The sequence below is a fragment of the Caballeronia sp. GAWG1-1 genome (genome assembly GCF_023631465.1).
GTDB lineage: Bacteria > Pseudomonadota > Gammaproteobacteria > Burkholderiales > Burkholderiaceae > Caballeronia.
In genome coordinates this window covers 108,939-127,831 of sequence record NZ_JALQDB010000023.1, presented here as the reverse complement: position 1 = coordinate 127,831, position 18,893 = coordinate 108,939, and the positions used below count along the sequence as shown (strand labels likewise).

Sequence of the window (18,893 nt, the reverse complement as noted above, 5' to 3'; positions counted from 1 at the left end):
CGCGTCACGCGGCTAGATTACACGCCCTTATAAATCAGCCTGCACGACCGAAAGATTTCAGCACGATTTCTTTCTCCAAGCTTCGCATCGGCTTCCATCCATGACGTGAAGCTGGCAAAAGGCGCTTTTCGATCCTTTCGATCATGTCACGGTTGGTAATACGGCTGTTACCTTGTCGGTTGCCGTAAGCAGGCGTTAAGCTCCGCGCGAAACGGCCCTTCGACGCGTCGGGTATGTGAGTGATGGCATTTTCATGCGCTAAAGTCGCATCTTCGTTTTCGCTTTCGCGCGCGCCCAATCATGCTGGAACTCGATCATTTCGATCTCGCCTTGCTCGATGTGCTGCAACGCTTCGGCCGCGCCACGCATCAGCAATTGGGCGAGCAGGTGCCGCTGTCGCCGTCGCAGATCGGCCGTCGACTGCAGCGGCTCGAAGCGACCGGCGTGATCGAAGGATATCGGGTGGTGTTGCGGCCAGAAAAGCTTGGCCTCGGTGTGACCGCGTTCACGAGCCTGAAGCTCAAGCATCACGGCGATTCGATCATCGAGGAGTTTCAGCAGCAGATCGAGACGCTGCCCGAAGTGCTCGAATGCCACGCGACCGTCGGCGATGCGGATTACCTTCTGCGGATCGTCGCGCCCGATCTGAACGCGCTGTCCACCTTCGTGATGAAGAAGCTGATGCGCGTTCCCGGCGTCGATAGCGTGCGCTCGAACATCGTTCTCACGACATTCAAGCGCAACGGTCCGCTGCCGCTAGGTCACTTGTCGACCGATTCCGCCTGAAGCGTCGGATTCAGCAAGTCGACATAAGCAACCGGCACCAGATCCGTCTGTTCCACGCCAAGACGCGCGAACATGGCGTGCGCTTCTTCCTCGCCGCCGGCTTCGTCGTCTTCCTGACCCAGCAGCACTTCGAGTTCGATGAAGTCCCCAAGCCCATCCACGCGATCCAGATGGATGCGCGTGCGCCCGACCAGATAGACATGCCTTTCCTTCGTGACGATGCCGCGCGTGGTCAGCGCCTGCGCGAGCAGCGTATGCATGGCTTCGGGATTCGTCACGGGACTGCGCGAGTAATACGAGACTTTCGGGCCGTCGCGGTCGTCGCGCTGATAGAAGATCAGCTCCGATGGCGTGCCGTCGTCGAACTGGCGCAACTTGAGACGGCCGATGGGCACGTCGTAGAAGAAGTCCTGCTGGCGAAACACCAGCGGCCTGTCGGTGGCGAGCGCGGCGGCGCGCTCACGCAATTGGTCGAACTGATGAGCGCGTGCCTTGATTTCGATGTTGCGTGCCATGGAGGACTCCGGTTGAGCGGTTTGCGTTGAATGAAGCATCTGCGCTCAAGCCTAGCAAAGTTTCGATGAAGGCCGCTTGAACTTCGCCTTACATCGACCATTGGGCGTCGATGAGCCGCAGCGCAGCCGCAATCGCCGGTTCCTCGCGGCGTTCGGCGAGCGTCACGAACGACAGTTGTGTCGATACCGTGACGCCCTCGACGATGGTCAGCGCATGCGCGTGCGCTTCCCGCAGCGCGATCGAATCGCGGGCGAGCGAAAGGCCCACGCCCGATTTGACGAGATCGAGCATCGACGGCTCCTGATCCACTTCGGCGACGATGGTCGGCGACGCGTTGGCATCGCGGAAAATCTGCGATAGCAGCCGGTTGTGCGCGGATTCCGGCGGCGTCCAGATCCACGGCAACCGCGCGAGCGTCGCCCAGTTGCGCTTTCCCTTGTTCACGCGGTTATGCCAGCCAGCGGGCGCGAGCACGCGATAGTCGAAGGGCGTCAGCCGCACGACATGAAAGCGCTCGCCATCGCGCGTGCCGTCCGCCGCAGGGTCGCCGATGTAGTAGCCGACATCCAGTTCGCGCGACTTCACGCGTTCGAGCACCCAGCCCGACATGCCATGCCGCAACGCCGTTTCAATGCGCGGATACGCTTCCACGAGTTGCCGCAGAAAGCCGCCAAGGCGCAGAAATTCGGGATCGAGGATCGTCCCGATGCGCAACGTGCCGCTCACTTCGTCGCGCAATGCGGCGGCGGCGCGTTGGACATCGGCGGCGGCGCCGAGCGCGCGTTCCGCGTGCGGCAGCAGCGCTTCGCCGTCGCGCGTCAGCAAAAGTCCGTGCGATGTCCGCGAGAACAGCACGACGCCGAGCATCTCCTGAAGATTCTTGATCTGGAGACTGACCGCTGGCTGAGTGACATGCAGTTGCGCCGCCGCGCGCGTGAGATTGCCTTCGCGAGCGACGGTGATGAAAGCGCGCAGAAGTGTGTAGTCCATGCGCTGATATTAGCGCGACTTATATCGCCGATGAACATATCTCATTGGATTTGCTGCGGCTTGCGGCGTTACTCTCGCCAGACCATGCCGCGACAGACGGCATTGCCGGCCATCAGGAGACAGCGATGAAACAGGACGCCCGCAAGTTGGAAGGTGAATTCGACTACATCATCGTCGGCGCGGGCACGGCCGGATGCGTGCTCGCCAATCGCCTCAGCGAAGACCCCAACGTGAACGTGCTGCTGCTCGAAGCGGGCGGCAAGGACGACTATCACTGGATTCACATTCCCGTCGGCTACTTGTACTGCATTGGCAATCCGCGCACGGACTGGCTGTACAAGACGCAAGCCGAAGCGGGTCTCAACGGGCGCGCGCTGTCTTATCCGCGCGGTCGCGTGCTCGGCGGATGTTCATCCATCAACGGCATGATCTACATGCGCGGCCAGCGCGAAGACTACGATGACTGGGCGCATATCAGCGGCGACCCGAACTGGTCGTGGGATTCCGTGCTGCCCATCTTCAAGCGCAGCGAGGATCATCACGGCGGCGCGAATCAGTGGCATGGCGCGGGCGGCGAATGGCGCGTGGAAAAACAGCGTCTCAAGTGGAAGATTCTCGAAACCTTCTCGCAAGCCGCGCAGCAAAGCGGCATTCCCGCAACCGATGACTTCAATCGCGGCGACAACACAGGCGTCGGTTATTTCGATGTGAACCAGCGCGGCGGCATTCGCTGGAACGCGGCCAAAGCCTTCCTGCGTGAAGCGATGAAGCGCCCGAACCTCACGACCATCACCGGCGCGCACACGCAACGGCTCGTGTTCGAGGGCATGCGGTGCTCGGGCGTGGAATATCGCGGCGGCGACGTCGATTACATCGCGCGGGCGCGTTGCGAGGTGATTCTCAGCGCGGGCGCGGTCAACTCGCCGCAGATTCTCGAGCTCTCGGGCATCGGCAATGGCGCGCGGCTGCAGCGGCTCGGCATCGATGTCGTGCGCGATCTGCGCGGCGTCGGCGAGAATCTGCAGGACCATCTGCAATTGCGCATGGCATACAGAGTGAACGGCGTACGCACGCTCAATACGTTGTCGGCCAAATGGTGGGGCAAGCTTTTCATCGGCATGCAATACGCGCTCTTGCGCAGCGGCCCCATGTCGATGGCGCCGTCGCAACTCGGCGCGTTCGCCAAATCCAATCCCGACGACGCATCCATCAAGCGCTCCGATGTCGAATATCACGTTCAGCCGTTGTCGCTCGAACGCTTCGGCGAGCCCTTGCACGCGTTCAATGCGTTCACGGCGTCCGTATGCAATCTGCGGCCTACGTCGCGCGGCAGCGTGCATATCGGCTCGCCGGATGCGCACGCGGCACCGCTCATCGCGCCGAATTATCTTTCCACGAAACACGACCGCGAAGTTGCCGTCAACGCGTTGAAGCTCACGCGACGTATCGTCAGCGCGCCCGCGCTGGCGCGACATGCGCCCGAAGAGATTCTGCCCGGCATCCAGTTCCAGACGCAGGAAGAACTGATCGAAGCGGCAGGCAATATCGGCACGACGATTTTTCATCCGGTCGGCACATGCCGCATGGGCACGGACAACGATCCCGCCGCCGTGGTCGATAGCCGTCTGCGCGTGATCGGCGTGCGCGGATTGCGCGTGGTCGATGCATCGGTGATGCCGGTCATCACCTCCGGGAACACGAATTCGCCGACGCTGATGATCGCCGAACGCGCAAGCGACATGATTCGCGAAGACCGGCGCGGCATGGAAGCGCAAGAGGTCATCGCAACCGCGCTTGCATGACCGCACGATGAACAGCGCGTTTGGCGGCCTCGCACGAGACGGCGTCATGCGAGGCCTTCGCATGTCCGACAGCCCGAGCTTTCAACGGCGTAAGTAAGTGCAAATCCCAATGATTGCGCTGCATCATTGCGGCGACAATGGCCTCGAATCAGGTGATGCTCGGCTTATCGCGCGCACACTTTTGTGCAACCGCAACAGCGGCGCACGAGGCTAAGCGGTATCGGCGCGAAACCCGCGTCCGGTATGCGCGGATAAAAAATAAGGCGCAGGCGAAGTCATCCGCTTAGCGTTTCACTTCGCATGGAAGGGGACATGATTCTCGGCGACACCATTCTGGAAACGCGAGGGCTCACGAAGGAATTCAAAGGCTTCACGGCCGTGAATGGCGTGAACCTGCGCGTGCGCCGCGGTTCGATCCACGCGCTGATCGGTCCCAACGGCGCGGGCAAGACGACCTGCTTCAACCTTCTCACCAAGTTCCTCGAACCCACCGCGGGCCAGATCGTCTTCAACGGCACCGACATCACGCGCGAACGCCCGGCGCATATCGCGCGGCGCGGCATCATTCGTTCGTTCCAGATTTCCGCCGTGTTTCCGCACTTGAGCGTGCTGCAGAACGTGCGCGTCGGCCTGCAGCGGCAGCTCGGCACGTCGTTCCAGTTCTGGCGCAGCGAGCGTTCGCTCGATGCCCTCAACGACCGCGCGATGGATCTGCTCACGCAAGTGGGCCTGACCGATTTCGCCGATACGAAAACCGTCGAGCTTTCATACGGCCGCAAGCGCGCGCTGGAAATTGCCACGACGCTTTCGATGGAACCCGAACTCATGCTGCTCGACGAACCGACGCAAGGTATGGGGCACGAGGACGTGGATCGCGTGACGGCGCTCATCAAGAAGGTCTCGGCGGGACGCACCATTCTGATGGTCGAGCACAACATGAACGTGATCGCGGGCATCTCCGACACCATCACGGTGCTTCAGCGCGGCGAAGTGCTCGCGGAAGGCAGCTATGCGGAAGTATCGAAGAATCCGCTCGTGATGGAAGCCTACATGGGCAGCGCCGATGCAGCGCTCACCGGAGCGCACGCATGAGCACGATCGTGGAAGCGCGCCGCTCGCAAGAGGCGAACGGCGCAGCGGGTCATGTGCCCGCGCTGGAAATAGCAGGCTTGCAGGCGTGGTACGGCGAATCGCACATTCTGCATGGCGTCGATCTGAAGGTGAATCGCGGCGAAGTGGTCACGCTGCTCGGCCGTAACGGCGCGGGGCGCACGACCACGATGCGCGCCATCATGGGATTGACCGGGCGGCGCACGGGCTCTATCCGCGTGGGCGGACGCGAGACCATTGGGCTTGCCACACACAAGATCGCGCATCATGGGGTCGGCTATTGTCCGGAGGAGCGCGGCATTTTTTCGAGCTTGTCCTGCGAAGAAAATCTTCTCCTGCCACCGGTGACCGGCAATCCGAAAGAGGCGATGCCGCTGGACGAGATCTATTCCATGTTCCCGAATCTGAAGGAGCGGCGCGCGAGTCAGGGCACGCGGCTCTCGGGCGGCGAACAGCAAATGCTCGCGGTGGCGCGCATTCTGCGCACCGGCGCCAATTTGCTGCTGCTCGATGAAATATCGGAAGGGCTTGCGCCCGTCATCGTGCAGACACTTGCGCGCATGATCCTCATGCTGAAGGCGCGTGGCTACACCATCGTCATGGTCGAACAGAATTTTCGTTTCGCGGCGCCGCTCGCGGACCGCTTCTATGTGATGGAGCATGGAAACATCGTCGAGCATTTCGGCGCGGGGGAACTCGAAGCGAAGATGCCGGTGCTGCACGAATTGCTCGGGGTGTAATCGTTCTTAAATCGACAAACGCGGCACGTTGAAGCGGCACGTAAAGCGGCACGGCTCAGGCAGCACGCAACAACCAAAAACTCACGGAGACTGCAATGAAAATGAAGACCCTCGCGCGCCTTTCCACTTTTTGCTTTGCGGCTGCGGCGGCGAGTGTGGCGTCCATGAACGCTGCTCACGCGGCCGACGGCAACACGGTGAAGATCGGCTTCATTACCGACCTGTCGGGTCTCTATGCCGATATCGACGGCCAGGGCGGTCTCGAAGCCATTCGCATGGCGATTGCGGACTTCGGCGGCAAGGTGAACGGCAAGCAAATCGAACTCGTGTATGCGGATCACCAGAACAAGGCGGATATCGCGGCATCGCGCGCGCGTGAGTGGATCGACCGCGATGGCGTGAACGTGATCATCGGCGGCACGAACTCGGCTACCGCGCTTTCCACCAATCAGGTCGCGGGCGAGAAGAAGGTTCCGTACATCAACATCGGCGCGGGCGCGGACAACCTCACGAACGAGCAGTGCACACCGTACACCGTGCACTATGCGTACGACACCATGGCGCTCGCCAAGGGCACCGGTTCCGCCGTGACGAAGCAGGGCGGCAAGTCGTGGTACTTCCTCACCGCCGACTACGCGTTCGGCAAGGCGCTCGAAAAGAACACGGCCGATGTGGTGAAGGCCAACGGCGGCCAAGTGCTCGGCGATGTACGCCATCCGCTGTCGGCGTCGGACTTCTCGTCGTTTCTGTTGCAGGCGCAAGGATCGAAGGCGCAGGTGCTCGGTCTTGCGAACGCGGGCGGCGACACCATCAACTCGATCAAGGCAGCGAAGGAATTCGGCATCAACAAGTCGATGAAACTCGCCGCGTTGCTGATCTTCCTGACGGACATCCACAGCCTGGGACTCGAAACCACGCAAGGCCTCGTGGCGACGGATAGCTGGTACTGGAATAAGGACGACAAGACGCGCGCGTGGGCCAAGCGCTACTTCGACAAGATGAAGAAGATGCCGACGAGCCTGCAGGCCGCGGACTATTCGGCTGTCACGACGTATCTGAAGGCCGTGCAGGCCACGGGCACGACCGACAGCGACAAGATCATGGCGCAGTTGAAGCAGACGAAGATCGACGACTTCTACGCGAAGGGCACCATCCGCCAGGACGGCGCGATGATCCACGACATGTATCTCATGGAAGTGAAGAAGCCGTCGGAGTCGAAGGAGCCGTGGGACTACTACAAGATCACGGCGACGATTCCCGGCGATCAGGCATTCGGCACGAAGGCGGAGTCGCGCTGCGCGGCGTGGAAGTAAGCGCACACGGTTGATGCGGCAAGCGGCTGTCATCGGCCGCTTGTCGCGATGACTTAATCGACCCATTCCTGACGGCAGGTTCAATGGAAATTTTCGGCATTCCGCTCGCCGCGATGATGAGCCAGTTGCTCCTCGGACTGGTGAACGGCTCGTTCTACGCGATCCTGAGTCTCGGGCTCGCGGTGATCTTCGGCTTGCTCAACGTCATCAACTTCGCGCACGGCGCGTTGTTCATGCTTGGCGCGATGCTCGCGTGGATGGGCGCCTCGTATCTCAACGTGCCGTATTGGGCGATGCTCGTGCTCGCGCCGCTTGTCGTCGGCCTCTTCGGCATGGTTATCGAACGCTCGATGCTGCGTTGGCTGTACAAGCTCGATCATCTCTACGGCTTGTTGCTTACGTTCGGCCTCACGCTCGTGATCGAAGGCGTGTTCCGTTCCATCTATGGTTCGTCGGGTCAGCCTTACGACGTGCCCTCGCTTCTGACGGGCGCGACCAATCTCGGCTTCATGTTCCTGCCGAACTATCGCGCGTGGGTCGTCGTGGCATCGCTCGCGGTGTGCTTCGCGACATGGTTCGTGATCGAGAAGACGCGCATCGGCGCTTATCTGCGCGCAGGCACGGAGAACCCGAAGCTCGTCGAGGCATTCGGCATCAACGTGCCGCTCATGATCACGCTCACCTATGGCTTCGGCGTCGCGCTTGCGGCCTTTGCGGGGGTGCTGGCCGCGCCGGTGATTCAAGTGTCGCCGCTGATGGGCCAGTCGATGATCATCACCGTGTTCGCGGTCGTGGTGATCGGCGGCATGGGTTCGATCATGGGCTCGATTCTCACGGGTCTTTTGCTCGGCATCATCGAAGGCCTGACGCGCGTGTTTTATCCGGAAGCGTCCGCGACGGTTGTCTTCGTCATCATGGCGCTCGTGCTGATGGTGCGGCCCGCCGGACTCTTCGGCAAGGAAAAATGATGCAGAGAAAAGCGCTTTACGGCTTGTTGCTGATCGCTTTGATCGTCGCGCCCTTCGCGGGCGTATATCCGGTCTTCATGATGAAAGTGCTGTGCTTCGCGTTGTTCGCGGCGGCGTTCAATCTGTTGATCGGCTATACGGGCTTGCTGTCTTTCGGGCACGCGATGTTTCTGGCAAGCGCGGGTTACACCGCGGGCTATGCCATCCAAACATTGGGGTTGACGCCCGAACTCGGCGTGATCGCGGGAACGGCGGTGGCGACCGTGCTTGGATTGATCGTCGGTCTTCTGGCGATTCGCCGCCAAGGCATCTACTTCGCGATGGTCACGCTCGCGCTCGCGCAGATGGTCTACTTCGTGTTCCTGCAGGCGCCGTTCACGCATGGCGAAGACGGCTTGCAAGGCGTGCCGCGCGGCAAGCTCTTCGGCGCGTTGAACCTCGGCAGTGACATCACGCTCTATTACGTCGTACTCATCGTCATGTTGCTGGCGTTTGCGTTGATCGTGCGTATCGTGCATTCGCCGTTCGGGCAAGTGCTGATCGCGATCAAGGAGAACGAGCCGCGCGCGGTATCCCTCGGCTACGATACCGCGCGCTACAAGCTGCTTGCGTTCGTGTTGTCGGCGGGTCTTGCAGGGCTGGCCGGTGCGCTGAAGACGCTCGTGCTCGGCTTCGAAACTCTCGGCGATGCCTACTGGACCATGTCCGGCCTGGTTGTGCTGATGACGCTCGTCGGCGGCATGAGCACCATGTTCGGTCCGTTGCTCGGCGCGGCGATCATCGTTGCGCTGGAAGACCGGCTCGGCGATATCGGCGGCGGACTTGCGCGACTCACCGGCGTGGACTGGTTCAATTCGCTGGGTGAATCCGTGACTATCGTGACGGGCCTGATTTTTATCGCATGCGTGCTGGCATTTCGACGTGGCATTGTGGGTGAAATCGTGGCGCGTGTCAGACCGCTACAGGGTTAACCATTTAGTTGGATATCCGAACAAATACTGTTCAAGCAACGGCACGCGCGCAATGCACGGTTAACGACCCCGAAATCGCCCTCTTAAGGTGCTTTTATGCACCACTAGGGTAAATGCTAGGTTGTTGCGAAACGATACAGTCGATAACATTCTGCTTAGTTCTGTTGCACCCAGATTTTTGAGGTGGAGAACGAGGAGACATGAGGCACCAAGTGCCCGACCGAAAGCGCTGTTGGATGATTCCAACAGCGCTTTTTTATTGGCTGTTTTGTTTTACGTCGATATTTCGCGTCGCCGAAATATAATCCGCATACCGTTTCGGCGGATTCAAAAAACTCGCATTCACACCCGGTCGCAGCTTACGTTCGACAGCCGTCATAAGCCCTGCAAAACGCTTGCTGTGCATGACGCGCCTCCGCTAAACTGCATTTCCCGACCCATCGGTCGGTGAAAAGACGCGGGCTTCAAACTGGACGTTTCACGATCAAGACGGGGCGCAAATCAATGAAGTGGGCTTTACGCGTTAAGACGGTCGCAATGGCTGTCGCGGGTTTATCGGCGGTATTCAGCACTCAGGTTTTCGCGGACGTAAAGATAGGCGTGACGGTTTCGGCAACGGGCCCGGCGGCTTCGCTCGGCATTCCGGAAAAGAACACCATCGCGTTGTTGCCAAAAGAAGTGGCGGGGCAGAAGGTGCAGTACATCGTGTTGGATGACGCCACGGATTCCACGCAAGCCGTGAAGAACGCGCGCAAGCTCACGAGCGAAGACCACGTCGATGCGCTCGTCGGTTCCACGGTCGTTCCCAATTCCCTCGCGATGATCGACATCGCCGCCGAGACCACCACGCCCATGATCTCGATGGCGGCCGCGGCCAGCATCGTCGAACCCATGGACGCGAAGAAGGCGTGGGTCTTCAAGACGCCGCAGAACGACATCCTCATGGCGACCGCCATCGCGCAGCACATGTCGAATCATGGCGTGAAGACGGTTGCCTTCATCGGCTTCTCAGACGCCTACGGCGAGAGCTGGTTCAAGGAGTTCACGAAGGCGGCGGAATTCGCGAAGATTCGCGTCGTGGCCAACGAGCGCTTCGCGCGCAACGACGCATCGGTCACGGGGCAAGTGCTCAAGATGATGTCGCAGAACGCGGATGCGGTGCTCATCGCCGGTGCTGGAACACCCGCCGCGCTGCCGCAGAAGACGCTCAAGGAGCGCGGCTACAAGGGCAAGATCTATCAGACGCACGGCGTTGCCAACAACGACTTCCTGCGCGTATGCGGCAAGGATTGCGAAGGCACGTTCCTGCCCGCCGGACCGTTGCTGGTCGCCGAGCAACTGCCGGACAGCAATCCGGTAAAGCAAGCCGCGCTCACTTACAAGAAGGCTTATGAAGGCTCATACGGCGCGGGTTCGGTCTCGACGTTCGGCGGTCATGCGTGGGACGCGGGCCTCATTCTCCAGCGCGCTATTCCCATTGCCTTGAAGAAGGGTCAGCCAGGAACGCCCGCGTTTCGCGAGGCATTGCGCGCGGCTATCGAGGGCACCAGGGACTTGCCTGCATCGCACGGCATCTTCAACATGAGCGCGAACGATCACTCTGGTCTTGATCAGCGTGCTCGCGTGATGGTGGAGATCGTCGGCGGCAAGTGGAAGCTCTCGGGCAACTGAGCATGTGAAATCACGCAAACGAAGAAGGCGCGTCTGTCATGGTCGCGCCTTTTTTTCTGCATGCCGTAATCGAAGAGAAGAGGGCGCGAAAACCCCATGCAGCGCCTGTCGACGGTCAGGGAAAACCAGCCTAGGCACGTGGTTTCGCGGTACATAGATTGGGGCGGCTGTTCAGACGGCAGTAAGCAAGCTTCATCGATAACAACTCGCAGCGGCGCGTACAGCCGGTCGCGTTTGGAGACAAGCAATGAAAACGAAGCACACATGGATCAGGGCAAGCGTCGCGCTCGCCATCGCGGGGGGCGCGCTCGTAAGCTCAGGCGCGGCCTTCGCGCAAGTGAAGATTGGCGTGACGCTCTCGGCGACGGGACCGGCGGCATCGCTCGGGATTCCCGAGAAAAATACCATCGCGTTGTTGCCAAAGGAAATTGGCGGCAAGTCCGTCGAGTACATCGTGCTGGATGACGGCTCCGACACGAGCCGCGCCGTGCAGAACACGCGCAAGCTGATAGACGAGGATCATGTCGATGCAGTCGTCGGTTCAACGGTCACGCCCAATTCGCTCGCGATGATCGATGCCGCTTCGGCTTCGAAGACACCGATGATCTCGATGGCGGCATCGGCTTCCATCATTGCACCGATGGATGGCAAGAAAGCGTGGGTCTTCAAGACGCCGCAGAACGACGCGCTCATGGCCGACGCCATCGCCAGTTACATGGAGAAGCACGGCGTGAAGACAGTGGGCTTCATCGGCTTCGCGGATGCCTACGGCGACGGCTGGTACAACGTCTTCAACGCAGCGGCGAGCGCGCACAAGCTCAAGATCGTCGCGAACGAACGCTATAACCGCACGGACACGTCCGTCACCGGTCAGGTGCTCAAGACGGTGGGCGCCAATCCGGATGCCGTGCTGATCGCAGGCGCGGGAACGCCGTCGGCGCTGCCGGCGAAGGCGTTGAAGGAGCGCGGGTACAAGGGCAAGGTTTATCAGACGCACGGGGTGGCGAACAACGACTTCCTGCGCGTATGCGGCAAGGATTGCGAAGGAGAGATCCTGCCTGCCGGGCCGGTTCTCGTGACCGAGCAACTGCCGGAAAACAATCCGGTGAAGAAGTCCTCGGCGGCGTACAAGAACGCCTATGAGAAGGCCAACGGGGCGGGTACGCTTTCCACCTTCGGCGGTCACGCGTGGGACGCCGGTCAGATGCTTCAGCGTGCGATCCCCGAAGCGCTCAAGAAAGCGCAGCCGGGTACGCCCGAGTTCCGTGAAGCGCTGCGCGCCGCGTTAGAGAATCTGAAGGACTTGCCCGTCGCGCACGGCATCATGAACACGACATCGAACGATCACAACGGCTTCGACGATCGCGCGCGTGTGATGGTGCAAATCTCCGATGGCAAGTGGAAGCTGCTCAACGACTGATCGGACTTGAGCGCGGGCTCTGCTAAAGGCGCGTTCTTTTCTCCGATTTTCAAGATAGCAAAGCGGTGCGCCGATGTATGCGGCGCGCCGCTTTTTCCCATGTTCACGGGCTGATCCGGCAGCCCGACCTTTTTGCGGAAGCTCTGAAGAGGAAGTATGGACTTATCGATTGCGGCGATCCTCGCGCAAGACGGGATCACCACGGGCGCGATCTACGCATTGCTCGCGCTCGCCCTGGTGCTCGTGTTTTCCGTGACTCGCGTCATTTTCATCCCGCAAGGGGAGTTCGTCGCTTATGGCGCGCTCACGCTTGCCGCGCTGCAGACGCAAAAGCTGCCGGCGACGTGTTACTTGCTCATCGTCATGGGCGCGGGTTGCTTCGTCGCGGAACTTGCGGGGATCGTGCGGCATCCGACGCGGTATCGGCAGATTGGACGGCTGCTTGCAACGCTCGCGGGAAAGTATGTGCTGTTTCCCGTCGGCGTATGGGTACTGACGCAGGCAATCTTCGCGCAGCCCTTGCCGATGTTCGTGCAGATCGCGCTGACGCTGTTGATCGTCGTGCCGATGGGACCGTTCGTGTATCGACTCGCCTACGAGCCGATCGCGGAGGCAAGCACGCTGTTGCTGCTGATCGTCGCGGTGGCCGTGCACTTCGCGATGGTCGGGCTCGGGCTCGTCATGTTCGGCGCGGAAGGATCGCGCACGACGGCGTTCTCCGACGCCACCTTCAATCTCGGCAGCGTGTCGATCTCCGGGCAGAGTGTGTGGGTGGTGGGCACGGCGGTCGTGCTGATCGCGGCGCTCTACTTCTACTTCGACCGGACCATTTCTGGCAAGGCGTTGCGGGCGACGTCGGTGAACAGGCTGGGCGCGCGCCTGGTCGGCATCGGCACGACGCAGGCGGGGCGGCTCGCGTTCACGCTGGCGGCGGGGCTCGGCGCGCTGTGCGGCGTACTCGTCGCACCCATCACGACCATCTATTACGACTCGGGATTCCTGATCGGCTTGAAGGGCTTCGTCGGGGCAATCGTGGGCGGTCTGGTGAGTTATCCGCTGGCGGCAGCGGGGTCGCTGCTCGTCGGCTTGCTGGAGTCGTATTCGTCGTTCTGGGCGAGCGCGTACAAAGAGGTGATCGTCTTCACGCTAATTATTCCGGTGCTGCTATGGCGAAGCCTGGCAAGCCCGCATTCCGATGAAGACGAGGAGTAACGCAATGGCATTCCTTCATCGATACCGCTTCTTCTGGCTGTTCCTCGTCGTGGTCTTTGCGTTGCCCGTGTTGCCGAAACCGGTGGCCGTGCCCGAGTACTGGATCACGCTGCTCAACTACATCGGCTTGTATTCGATTGTCGCGATAGGGCTCGTCTTGCTGACGGGCATAGGCGGGATGACGAGCTTCGGGCAGGCCGCGTTCGTCGGCGTAGGCGCGTATGCAACGGCGTTTCTGACGACCCAATACGGTGTGTCACCGTGGCTTGCGTTGATCGCGGGCGTGGTGTTGACGGCGATCATCGCGCTGTTTCTGGGCCTCATTACGATGCGGCTTTCCGGGCACTTTCTGCCGCTCGGCACAATCGCGTGGGGACTGTCGTTGTTTTATCTGTTTGGAAACATGGAGTTGCTCGGCAAGTACGACGGGATCAATGGAATTCCTGTGTTGAACCTTTTTGGATGGCACTTGGAGTCTGGGCGCAGCATCTACTACCTGATTTGGGTCGTCGTGCTGCTCGCCGTCGTATCTGTTCAGAATCTGCTTAATAGTCGTCCGGGCCGCGCCATCCGTGCGTTGCGCGGCGGCGGCACGATGGCGGAGGCGATGGGCGTCAATACCGGCTGGATGCGCGTCGTTATCTTTGTCTATGCGGCGGTGCTTGCATCCATTTCCGGCTTTCTTTACGCGCATTTGCAGCGTGCGGTGAATCCGACGCCGTTCGGGCTTAATCATGGCATCGAGTTTCTGTTCATGGCAGTGGTTGGCGGAGTGGCGCATGTCTGGGGTGCAATTCTGGGCGCGACTATCCTCACCGTTCTGCAAGATTATCTACAGACGCTGCTGCCCAAGTTGATTGGTGCGAACGGAAATTTCGAGGTTATTGTCTTCGGCGTGTTGATGGTGTTGCTGCTTCAATACACGCGTCAGGGAGTGTGGCCGTTCGTGGCGCGTTTGTTTCCAAGCGCTCCGCGAGCGCGCGTGCCGGAGCGCGTCGAAGCGTTGCCGCAGCGCAGCAAGCCGGCGGCGGGCGAATCGCTTCTTGTCGTCGATAACGCGCGCAAACAGTTCGGCGGGCTTGTTGCAGTGAACGACGTGAGCTTCGACATAAAAGCAGGGGAGATCATCGGACTGATCGGGCCGAACGGCGCTGGAAAATCCACCACTTTCAATCTCGTAACCGGCGTGCTTCAGGCTACAAGCGGCGCGATCAGCTTTCGGGGCGAGCGTATCGAGAAGCTAACATCGCGGGAGATCGTAAAGCGGGGCATCGGGCGAACCTTCCAGCACGTGAAGATGCTTCCGGGTATGAGCGTCTTGGAAAATGTCGCGATTGGCGCGCATCTGCGGGGAAACACCGGAGTTTGGCGGAGCGTCGCGCGTTTGAACGGTGCGGAGGAAATTCGGCTGATGGCCGAGGCGGCGCGACAAATCGAACGCGTCGGCTTGGAAAAGCATGTATTCAGTGAGGCCGGAAGTCTAGCGCTGGGGCAACAACGCATCATGGAAATTGCGCGCGCGCTGTGTTGCGATCCGACGCTTTTGCTTCTCGATGAGCCAGCTGCTGGTTTGCGGTACCAGGAGAAGCTTCAGCTTGCCGACCTGCTGCGTAGGCTTCGCGCAGAGGGAATGAGCATCCTGCTGGTCGAGCACGATATGGACTTCGTGATGAATCTCACCGACCGCCTTGTCGTGATGGAGTTCGGGACGAAGATTGCGGAAGGCTTGCCTTCAGAAGTTCAGAAAGATCCTACTGTGCTCGAAGCGTATCTTGGTGGAGTGGAGTAATGCAAAAAAGTGTACCGATTCTTCAAGTCGATGGTTTATCCGTCCGATACGGGAAAGTCGAGGCGCTGCACAATGCGACGCTTACGGTCGGCGCCGGACAAATCGTGTCGGTGATCGGTCCAAATGGTGCGGGCAAATCCACTCTTTTGAATGCAATCATGGGGGCTTTGCCGCAGACAGGATCGTCTAATGGTGTGATCCGGTATCTGGACGAAGATGTCGCTGCGCTGCCTATCGAGCGTCGTGTTTCACGTGGAATGTGCCTTGTTCCTGAGCGCCGGGAACTGTTTGCTTCGATGTCGGTTGAGGACAATCTCGTCCTAGGCGCCTATCGGCGCAAGCGAGCGGGGGAGCGAAACTTCTTGGATCAGCTTGAACCAGTCTTTCGCCTTTTTCCCCGGTTGAAGGAACGCCGCAGGCAGGCGGCAGGAACGCTATCCGGCGGTGAGCGGCAAATGCTTGCTGTAGGTCGAGCGTTGATGGCCAAGCCAAAATTGTTGATGCTCGATGAGCCTAGTCTGGGCTTGGCACCCTTAATCGTGAAGGAAATTTTTCATATCGTTAGCGCGCTTCGCGAGACGGGCGTCGCAATACTTTTGATCGAGCAAAATGCACGCGCGGCACTTCAGATATCTGACTTCGGCTACGTTCTTGAGACAGGCGAATTCGCCCTGAAAGGCCCCGCGCAAGATTTGCAACACAATCCCCAAGTCATCGAGACTTACCTCGGGTTGGTAAAGAAGGCCGTTTAAAAGGTTGCGTCAAATATCGAAGGCGTGTTTCACGTGAAACACGCCATTTTTTTCGCCTTTTCCGGATCGTTGGAAAACCGGCGAACGAGAACCCGATATAATTCGTCGATATTCTTTCTTCAGGTTCGCATCGCTCGATGCGAGATCTTCATGCTTTTTCCCTCAGAATTTGATGTGATCGTCGTTGGCGGTGGTCACGCGGGCACCGAAGCGGCGCTTGCATCGGCGCGAATGGGCTGTCGGACGCTGCTCCTGACGCATAACATCGAGACGCTTGGCCAGATGAGCTGCAATCCGTCGATCGGCGGCATCGGAAAAGGACATCTCGTCAAAGAAGTCGATGCGTTGGGCGGCGTGATGGCTGCCGCCACCGACGAGTCCGGTATTCAGTTTCGCATTCTCAATTCGTCCAAGGGTCCTGCAGTGCGAGCCACGCGCGCTCAAGCCGACCGCATTCTTTACAAGCAGGCAATACGCCATCGGCTGGAAAATCAGCCGAATCTCTGGCTGTTCCAGCAAGCCGTCGATGATTTGATGGTGGAAGGCGACCACGTGGTTGGTGCCGTTACGCAAGTTGGCTTACGGTTTCGGGCGCGTGCCGTGGTTCTGACAGCGGGGACGTTCCTCGACGGAAAGATCCACGTGGGGTTGAACAACTACGTGGGCGGCCGCGCGGGCGATCCTGCTGCGATATCTTTATCCGCACGTCTCAAAGAGTTGAATTTGCCGCAGGGCCGACTTAAGACGGGAACGCCACCGCGCATCGACGGCCGCACGATCGATTTTTCAAAACTTGAAGAGCAGCCGGGCGATTTGGATCCGGTTCCGGTTTTCTCTTTTCTTGGCCGCGTCGAGCAGCATCCGCGCCAGGTGCCGTGCTGGGTGACGCACACGAACGCTCAAACGCACGACATTATTCGTTCAGGCTTGGATCGGTCGCCGATGTACACAGGGGTGATTGAAGGCGTTGGGCCGCGGTACTGCCCGTCGATTGAAGACAAGATTCATCGGTTTGCATCGAAGGACGCACATCAAATCTTTCTGGAACCAGAAGGGCTGACGACGAACGAGTTCTATCCCAATGGAATTTCGACGAGTCTGCCTTTCGATGTCCAATTAAATCTTGTGCGTTCCATGCGTGGTCTCGAACACGCCCATATCTTGCGTCCTGGCTATGCAATCGAATACGACTACTTCGATCCGCGTGCGCTGAAGGCTTCGCTGGAGACGAAATCCATTTGTGGGCTTTTCTTCGCCGGACAGATCAACGGCACGACGGGTTATGAGGAAGCTGCCGCGCAGGGACTATTAGCCGGCATAAACGCAGGGCTTCAGGTGCAGGGCAGGGATGCCTGGACACCGCGCCGTGATGAGGCGTACTTGGGTGTATTGGTCGACGATTTGGTAACGCGCGGAGTTTCTGAGCCGTATCGAATGTTCACGAGCCGTGCGGAATATCGTCTGTCTCTACGTGAAGATAACGCGGATATGCGCCTGACCGAAACAGGGCGGGAGCTTGGAGTCGTAGACGACGGCCGTTGGGATGCTTTCAGCCGCAAGCGCGACGCTGTTTCACGTGAAACAGAGCGTCTGCGCTCCACGTGGGTGAACCCTAAGACGCTTCCCGCTGAAGAGGCGACCGCGTTACTCGGCAAGCCGATCGATCACGAGTACAGTTTGGCCGATCTGCTACGACGCCCTGGTGTCTCGTACGATGGCGTCTGCGCTTTGCGCAACGGGGAATGCGGTTCAGCTGAATCGCTTGCCGATGATCCAGTTCTGCTCGCGCAGATCAAAGAACAGATCGAGATTGGCGTGAAGTACCAAGGCTATATCGACCGGCAAGCGGACGAGATCGTGCGCAACGGAGCGCAAGAGAACACGCGTTTGCCAGAAGCAATCGACTACAGCGAAGTGCGCGGCCTTTCGTTTGAGGCGCGACAAAAGTTAACGCAGCATCGTCCAGAAACGATCGGGCAGGCATCGCGTATACAGGGCATCACGCCGGCTGCCATATCACTGCTCATGGTGCATCTCAAGCGCGGCCTCGGCCGGCGCGGACGCGGCGCAGGCAGCGATCAGGATCAGGCCAGCAGCAACCCGGTGGTTCAATGAAGGACCAAAACGAATCGCTGGCTAACTTGCTCGACCGAGGTACGACTGAACTCGCGCTTGCGCTGACTTCATCGCAGAAACAGCAGCTGCTCGATTACGTTGCGCTGCTGGGCAAATGGAACGCCGTCTACAACCTGACGGCGATCCGCGACCCGAAGCAAATGCTCATTCAGCATATTCTCGATTCGCTTGCCATCGTTCCGATGCTCGTGGCGCGCCAACCAAAATCGATCTTGGATGTCGGTTCGGGCGGCGGTCTGCCGGGTATCGTGCTGGCAATTGTCTTCCCCGACGTGAAAGTGACGCTGAACGACATCGTTCACAAGAAGACCGCCTTTCAGTCGCAAGCGAAGGTTCAGTTGGGGTTGGCGAATCTTTCCGTCGTGACGGGGCGCGTTGAGAATCTGCGGCCGGGTTGCGAAGTCCCGGGAAAATTCGACGTAATTGTCTCGCGCGCGTTCGCAGACCTCGCGGATTTCGTTACACTTGCGCGTCATCTGGTTGCGGAGGACGGCCGGATTCTCGCGATGAAGGGCTTGCAACCGGACGACGAGATCGCGCGTCTGCCAGATGGCGCGACGGTGGAGCGCATCGAGCGTCTGAATGTTCCGATGCTCGATGCCGAGCGCCACTTGATCCATGTAGCCGTCGGCGCGCAGTAACACGTCGCGGGCGCTTTCGTCACGGCCGTAAATGGCAGCTGATCTTCTGACAGCGAAGAAACGAGGACATAAAACG

At 59.8% G+C, this 18,893-nt stretch carries 17 protein-coding genes; 14 read left to right on the top strand and 3 right to left on the bottom strand.

Translation table 11 applies throughout. From position 1 onward, the window contains the following. Positions 1 to 34: 34 nt before the first annotated feature. On the bottom strand, positions 35 to 298 hold the full coding sequence (locus NCT03_RS13975) for a hypothetical protein (RefSeq protein WP_250492845.1): 264 nt from the start codon (positions 296 to 298) through the stop codon (positions 35 to 37). A 2-nt stretch (positions 299 to 300) separates the two neighbouring features. Here NCT03_RS13975 and NCT03_RS13970 point away from each other — a divergent pair, with 2 nt between their 5' ends. Next, complete coding sequence (locus NCT03_RS13970) at positions 301 to 786, top strand: Lrp/AsnC family transcriptional regulator (RefSeq protein WP_244826627.1); 486 nt, start codon at positions 301 to 303, stop codon at positions 784 to 786. Here the strand turns inward: NCT03_RS13970 and NCT03_RS13965 are convergent. Continuing rightward, positions 762 to 1,301 (bottom strand): class IV adenylate cyclase, encoded by a 540-nt coding sequence (locus NCT03_RS13965; protein ID WP_250492844.1) that lies wholly within the window; start codon positions 1,299 to 1,301, stop codon positions 762 to 764. The genes NCT03_RS13970 and NCT03_RS13965 overlap by 25 nt on opposite strands. Positions 1,302 to 1,389: 88 nt before the next feature. Continuing rightward, positions 1,390 to 2,292: a LysR family transcriptional regulator gene (locus NCT03_RS13960; RefSeq protein ID WP_250492843.1), complete on the bottom strand. Its 903-nt coding sequence runs from the start codon at positions 2,290 to 2,292 to the stop codon at positions 1,390 to 1,392. A 125-nt stretch (positions 2,293 to 2,417) separates the two neighbouring features. Here NCT03_RS13960 and NCT03_RS13955 point away from each other — a divergent pair, with 125 nt between their 5' ends. From NCT03_RS13955 to rsmG, 13 genes are all read left to right on the top strand, one after another. After that, positions 2,418 to 4,094, top strand: a complete 1,677-nt coding sequence (locus NCT03_RS13955) for a GMC family oxidoreductase (protein ID WP_250492842.1) — start codon at positions 2,418 to 2,420, stop codon at positions 4,092 to 4,094. Positions 4,095 to 4,406: 312 nt separating this feature from the next. Continuing rightward, positions 4,407 to 5,186, top strand: coding sequence for an ABC transporter ATP-binding protein (locus NCT03_RS13950; RefSeq protein ID WP_244826623.1), 780 nt, complete (start codon positions 4,407 to 4,409; stop codon positions 5,184 to 5,186). Next, a complete protein-coding gene (locus NCT03_RS13945; protein WP_244826622.1) occupies positions 5,183 to 5,944 on the top strand; it encodes an ABC transporter ATP-binding protein in 762 nt (253 codons plus the stop codon). The genes NCT03_RS13950 and NCT03_RS13945 overlap by 4 nt, the downstream gene beginning before the upstream one ends. Before the next feature lie 95 nt (positions 5,945 to 6,039). Next, complete coding sequence (locus tag NCT03_RS13940; protein ID WP_244826621.1) at positions 6,040 to 7,257, top strand: ABC transporter substrate-binding protein; 1,218 nt, start codon at positions 6,040 to 6,042, stop codon at positions 7,255 to 7,257. Between the two features lie 83 nt (positions 7,258 to 7,340). Beyond that, positions 7,341 to 8,225, top strand: coding sequence for a branched-chain amino acid ABC transporter permease (locus NCT03_RS13935; RefSeq protein WP_250492841.1), 885 nt, complete (start codon positions 7,341 to 7,343; stop codon positions 8,223 to 8,225). Beyond that, complete coding sequence (locus NCT03_RS13930) at positions 8,225 to 9,196, top strand: branched-chain amino acid ABC transporter permease (protein ID WP_250492891.1); 972 nt, start codon at positions 8,225 to 8,227, stop codon at positions 9,194 to 9,196. The genes NCT03_RS13935 and NCT03_RS13930 overlap by 1 nt, the downstream gene beginning before the upstream one ends. 504 nt (positions 9,197 to 9,700) lie before the next feature. Then, positions 9,701 to 10,867, top strand: a complete 1,167-nt coding sequence (locus NCT03_RS13925) for an ABC transporter substrate-binding protein (protein WP_250492840.1) — start codon at positions 9,701 to 9,703, stop codon at positions 10,865 to 10,867. Positions 10,868 to 11,114: 247 nt separating this feature from the next. Beyond that, positions 11,115 to 12,287, top strand: a complete 1,173-nt coding sequence (locus tag NCT03_RS13920) for an ABC transporter substrate-binding protein (RefSeq protein WP_250466197.1) — start codon at positions 11,115 to 11,117, stop codon at positions 12,285 to 12,287. A 156-nt stretch (positions 12,288 to 12,443) separates the two neighbouring features. After that, entirely contained in the window at positions 12,444 to 13,499 is a 1,056-nt protein-coding gene (locus NCT03_RS13915) for a branched-chain amino acid ABC transporter permease (RefSeq protein WP_250492839.1), read from the top strand. Positions 13,500 to 13,503: 4 nt separating this feature from the next. Next, the gene (locus tag NCT03_RS13910; protein ID WP_250492838.1) at positions 13,504 to 15,288 is read left to right on the top strand and encodes a branched-chain amino acid ABC transporter ATP-binding protein/permease; all 1,785 of its coding nucleotides are present in this window, start codon (positions 13,504 to 13,506) and stop codon (positions 15,286 to 15,288) included. Next, positions 15,288 to 16,040, top strand: a complete 753-nt coding sequence (locus tag NCT03_RS13905; RefSeq protein ID WP_250492837.1) for an ABC transporter ATP-binding protein — start codon at positions 15,288 to 15,290, stop codon at positions 16,038 to 16,040. The genes NCT03_RS13910 and NCT03_RS13905 overlap by 1 nt, the downstream gene beginning before the upstream one ends. A gap of 150 nt (positions 16,041 to 16,190) precedes the next feature. Further along, entirely contained in the window at positions 16,191 to 18,155 is a 1,965-nt protein-coding gene (mnmG, locus tag NCT03_RS13900; RefSeq protein ID WP_250492890.1) for a tRNA uridine-5-carboxymethylaminomethyl(34) synthesis enzyme MnmG, read from the top strand. Beyond that, positions 18,152 to 18,817, top strand: a complete 666-nt coding sequence (gene rsmG / locus NCT03_RS13895; protein WP_250492836.1) for a 16S rRNA (guanine(527)-N(7))-methyltransferase RsmG — start codon at positions 18,152 to 18,154, stop codon at positions 18,815 to 18,817. Before mnmG ends, rsmG begins: the two co-directional genes overlap by 4 nt. The last annotated feature ends 76 nt before the right edge of the window (positions 18,818 to 18,893 follow it).

Bases quoted from the DNA above. Each gene is read 5' to 3' on its own strand.
- NCT03_RS13910 (WP_250492838.1), top strand. From the start codon at position 13,504: ATGGCATTCCTTCATCGATACCGCTTCTTCTGGCTGTTCCTCGTCGTG.
- rsmG (WP_250492836.1), top strand. From the start codon at position 18,152: ATGAAGGACCAAAACGAATCGCTGGCTAACTTGCTCGACCGAGGTACG.
- NCT03_RS13965 (WP_250492844.1), bottom strand. From the start codon at position 1,301: ATGGCACGCAACATCGAAATCAAGGCACGCGCTCATCAGTTCGACCAA.
- mnmG (WP_250492890.1), top strand. From the start codon at position 16,191: ATGCTTTTTCCCTCAGAATTTGATGTGATCGTCGTTGGCGGTGGTCAC.
- NCT03_RS13960 (WP_250492843.1), bottom strand. From the start codon at position 2,292: ATGGACTACACACTTCTGCGCGCTTTCATCACCGTCGCTCGCGAAGGC.
- NCT03_RS13920 (WP_250466197.1), top strand. From the start codon at position 11,115: ATGAAAACGAAGCACACATGGATCAGGGCAAGCGTCGCGCTCGCCATC.
- NCT03_RS13935 (WP_250492841.1), top strand. From the start codon at position 7,341: ATGGAAATTTTCGGCATTCCGCTCGCCGCGATGATGAGCCAGTTGCTC.
- NCT03_RS13915 (WP_250492839.1), top strand. From the start codon at position 12,444: ATGGACTTATCGATTGCGGCGATCCTCGCGCAAGACGGGATCACCACG.
- NCT03_RS13950 (WP_244826623.1), top strand. From the start codon at position 4,407: ATGATTCTCGGCGACACCATTCTGGAAACGCGAGGGCTCACGAAGGAA.
- NCT03_RS13930 (WP_250492891.1), top strand. From the start codon at position 8,225: ATGCAGAGAAAAGCGCTTTACGGCTTGTTGCTGATCGCTTTGATCGTC.
- NCT03_RS13905 (WP_250492837.1), top strand. From the start codon at position 15,288: ATGCAAAAAAGTGTACCGATTCTTCAAGTCGATGGTTTATCCGTCCGA.
- NCT03_RS13955 (WP_250492842.1), top strand. From the start codon at position 2,418: ATGAAACAGGACGCCCGCAAGTTGGAAGGTGAATTCGACTACATCATC.
- NCT03_RS13970 (WP_244826627.1), top strand. From the start codon at position 301: ATGCTGGAACTCGATCATTTCGATCTCGCCTTGCTCGATGTGCTGCAA.
- NCT03_RS13925 (WP_250492840.1), top strand. From the start codon at position 9,701: ATGAAGTGGGCTTTACGCGTTAAGACGGTCGCAATGGCTGTCGCGGGT.
- NCT03_RS13940 (WP_244826621.1), top strand. From the start codon at position 6,040: ATGAAAATGAAGACCCTCGCGCGCCTTTCCACTTTTTGCTTTGCGGCT.
- NCT03_RS13945 (WP_244826622.1), top strand. From the start codon at position 5,183: ATGAGCACGATCGTGGAAGCGCGCCGCTCGCAAGAGGCGAACGGCGCA.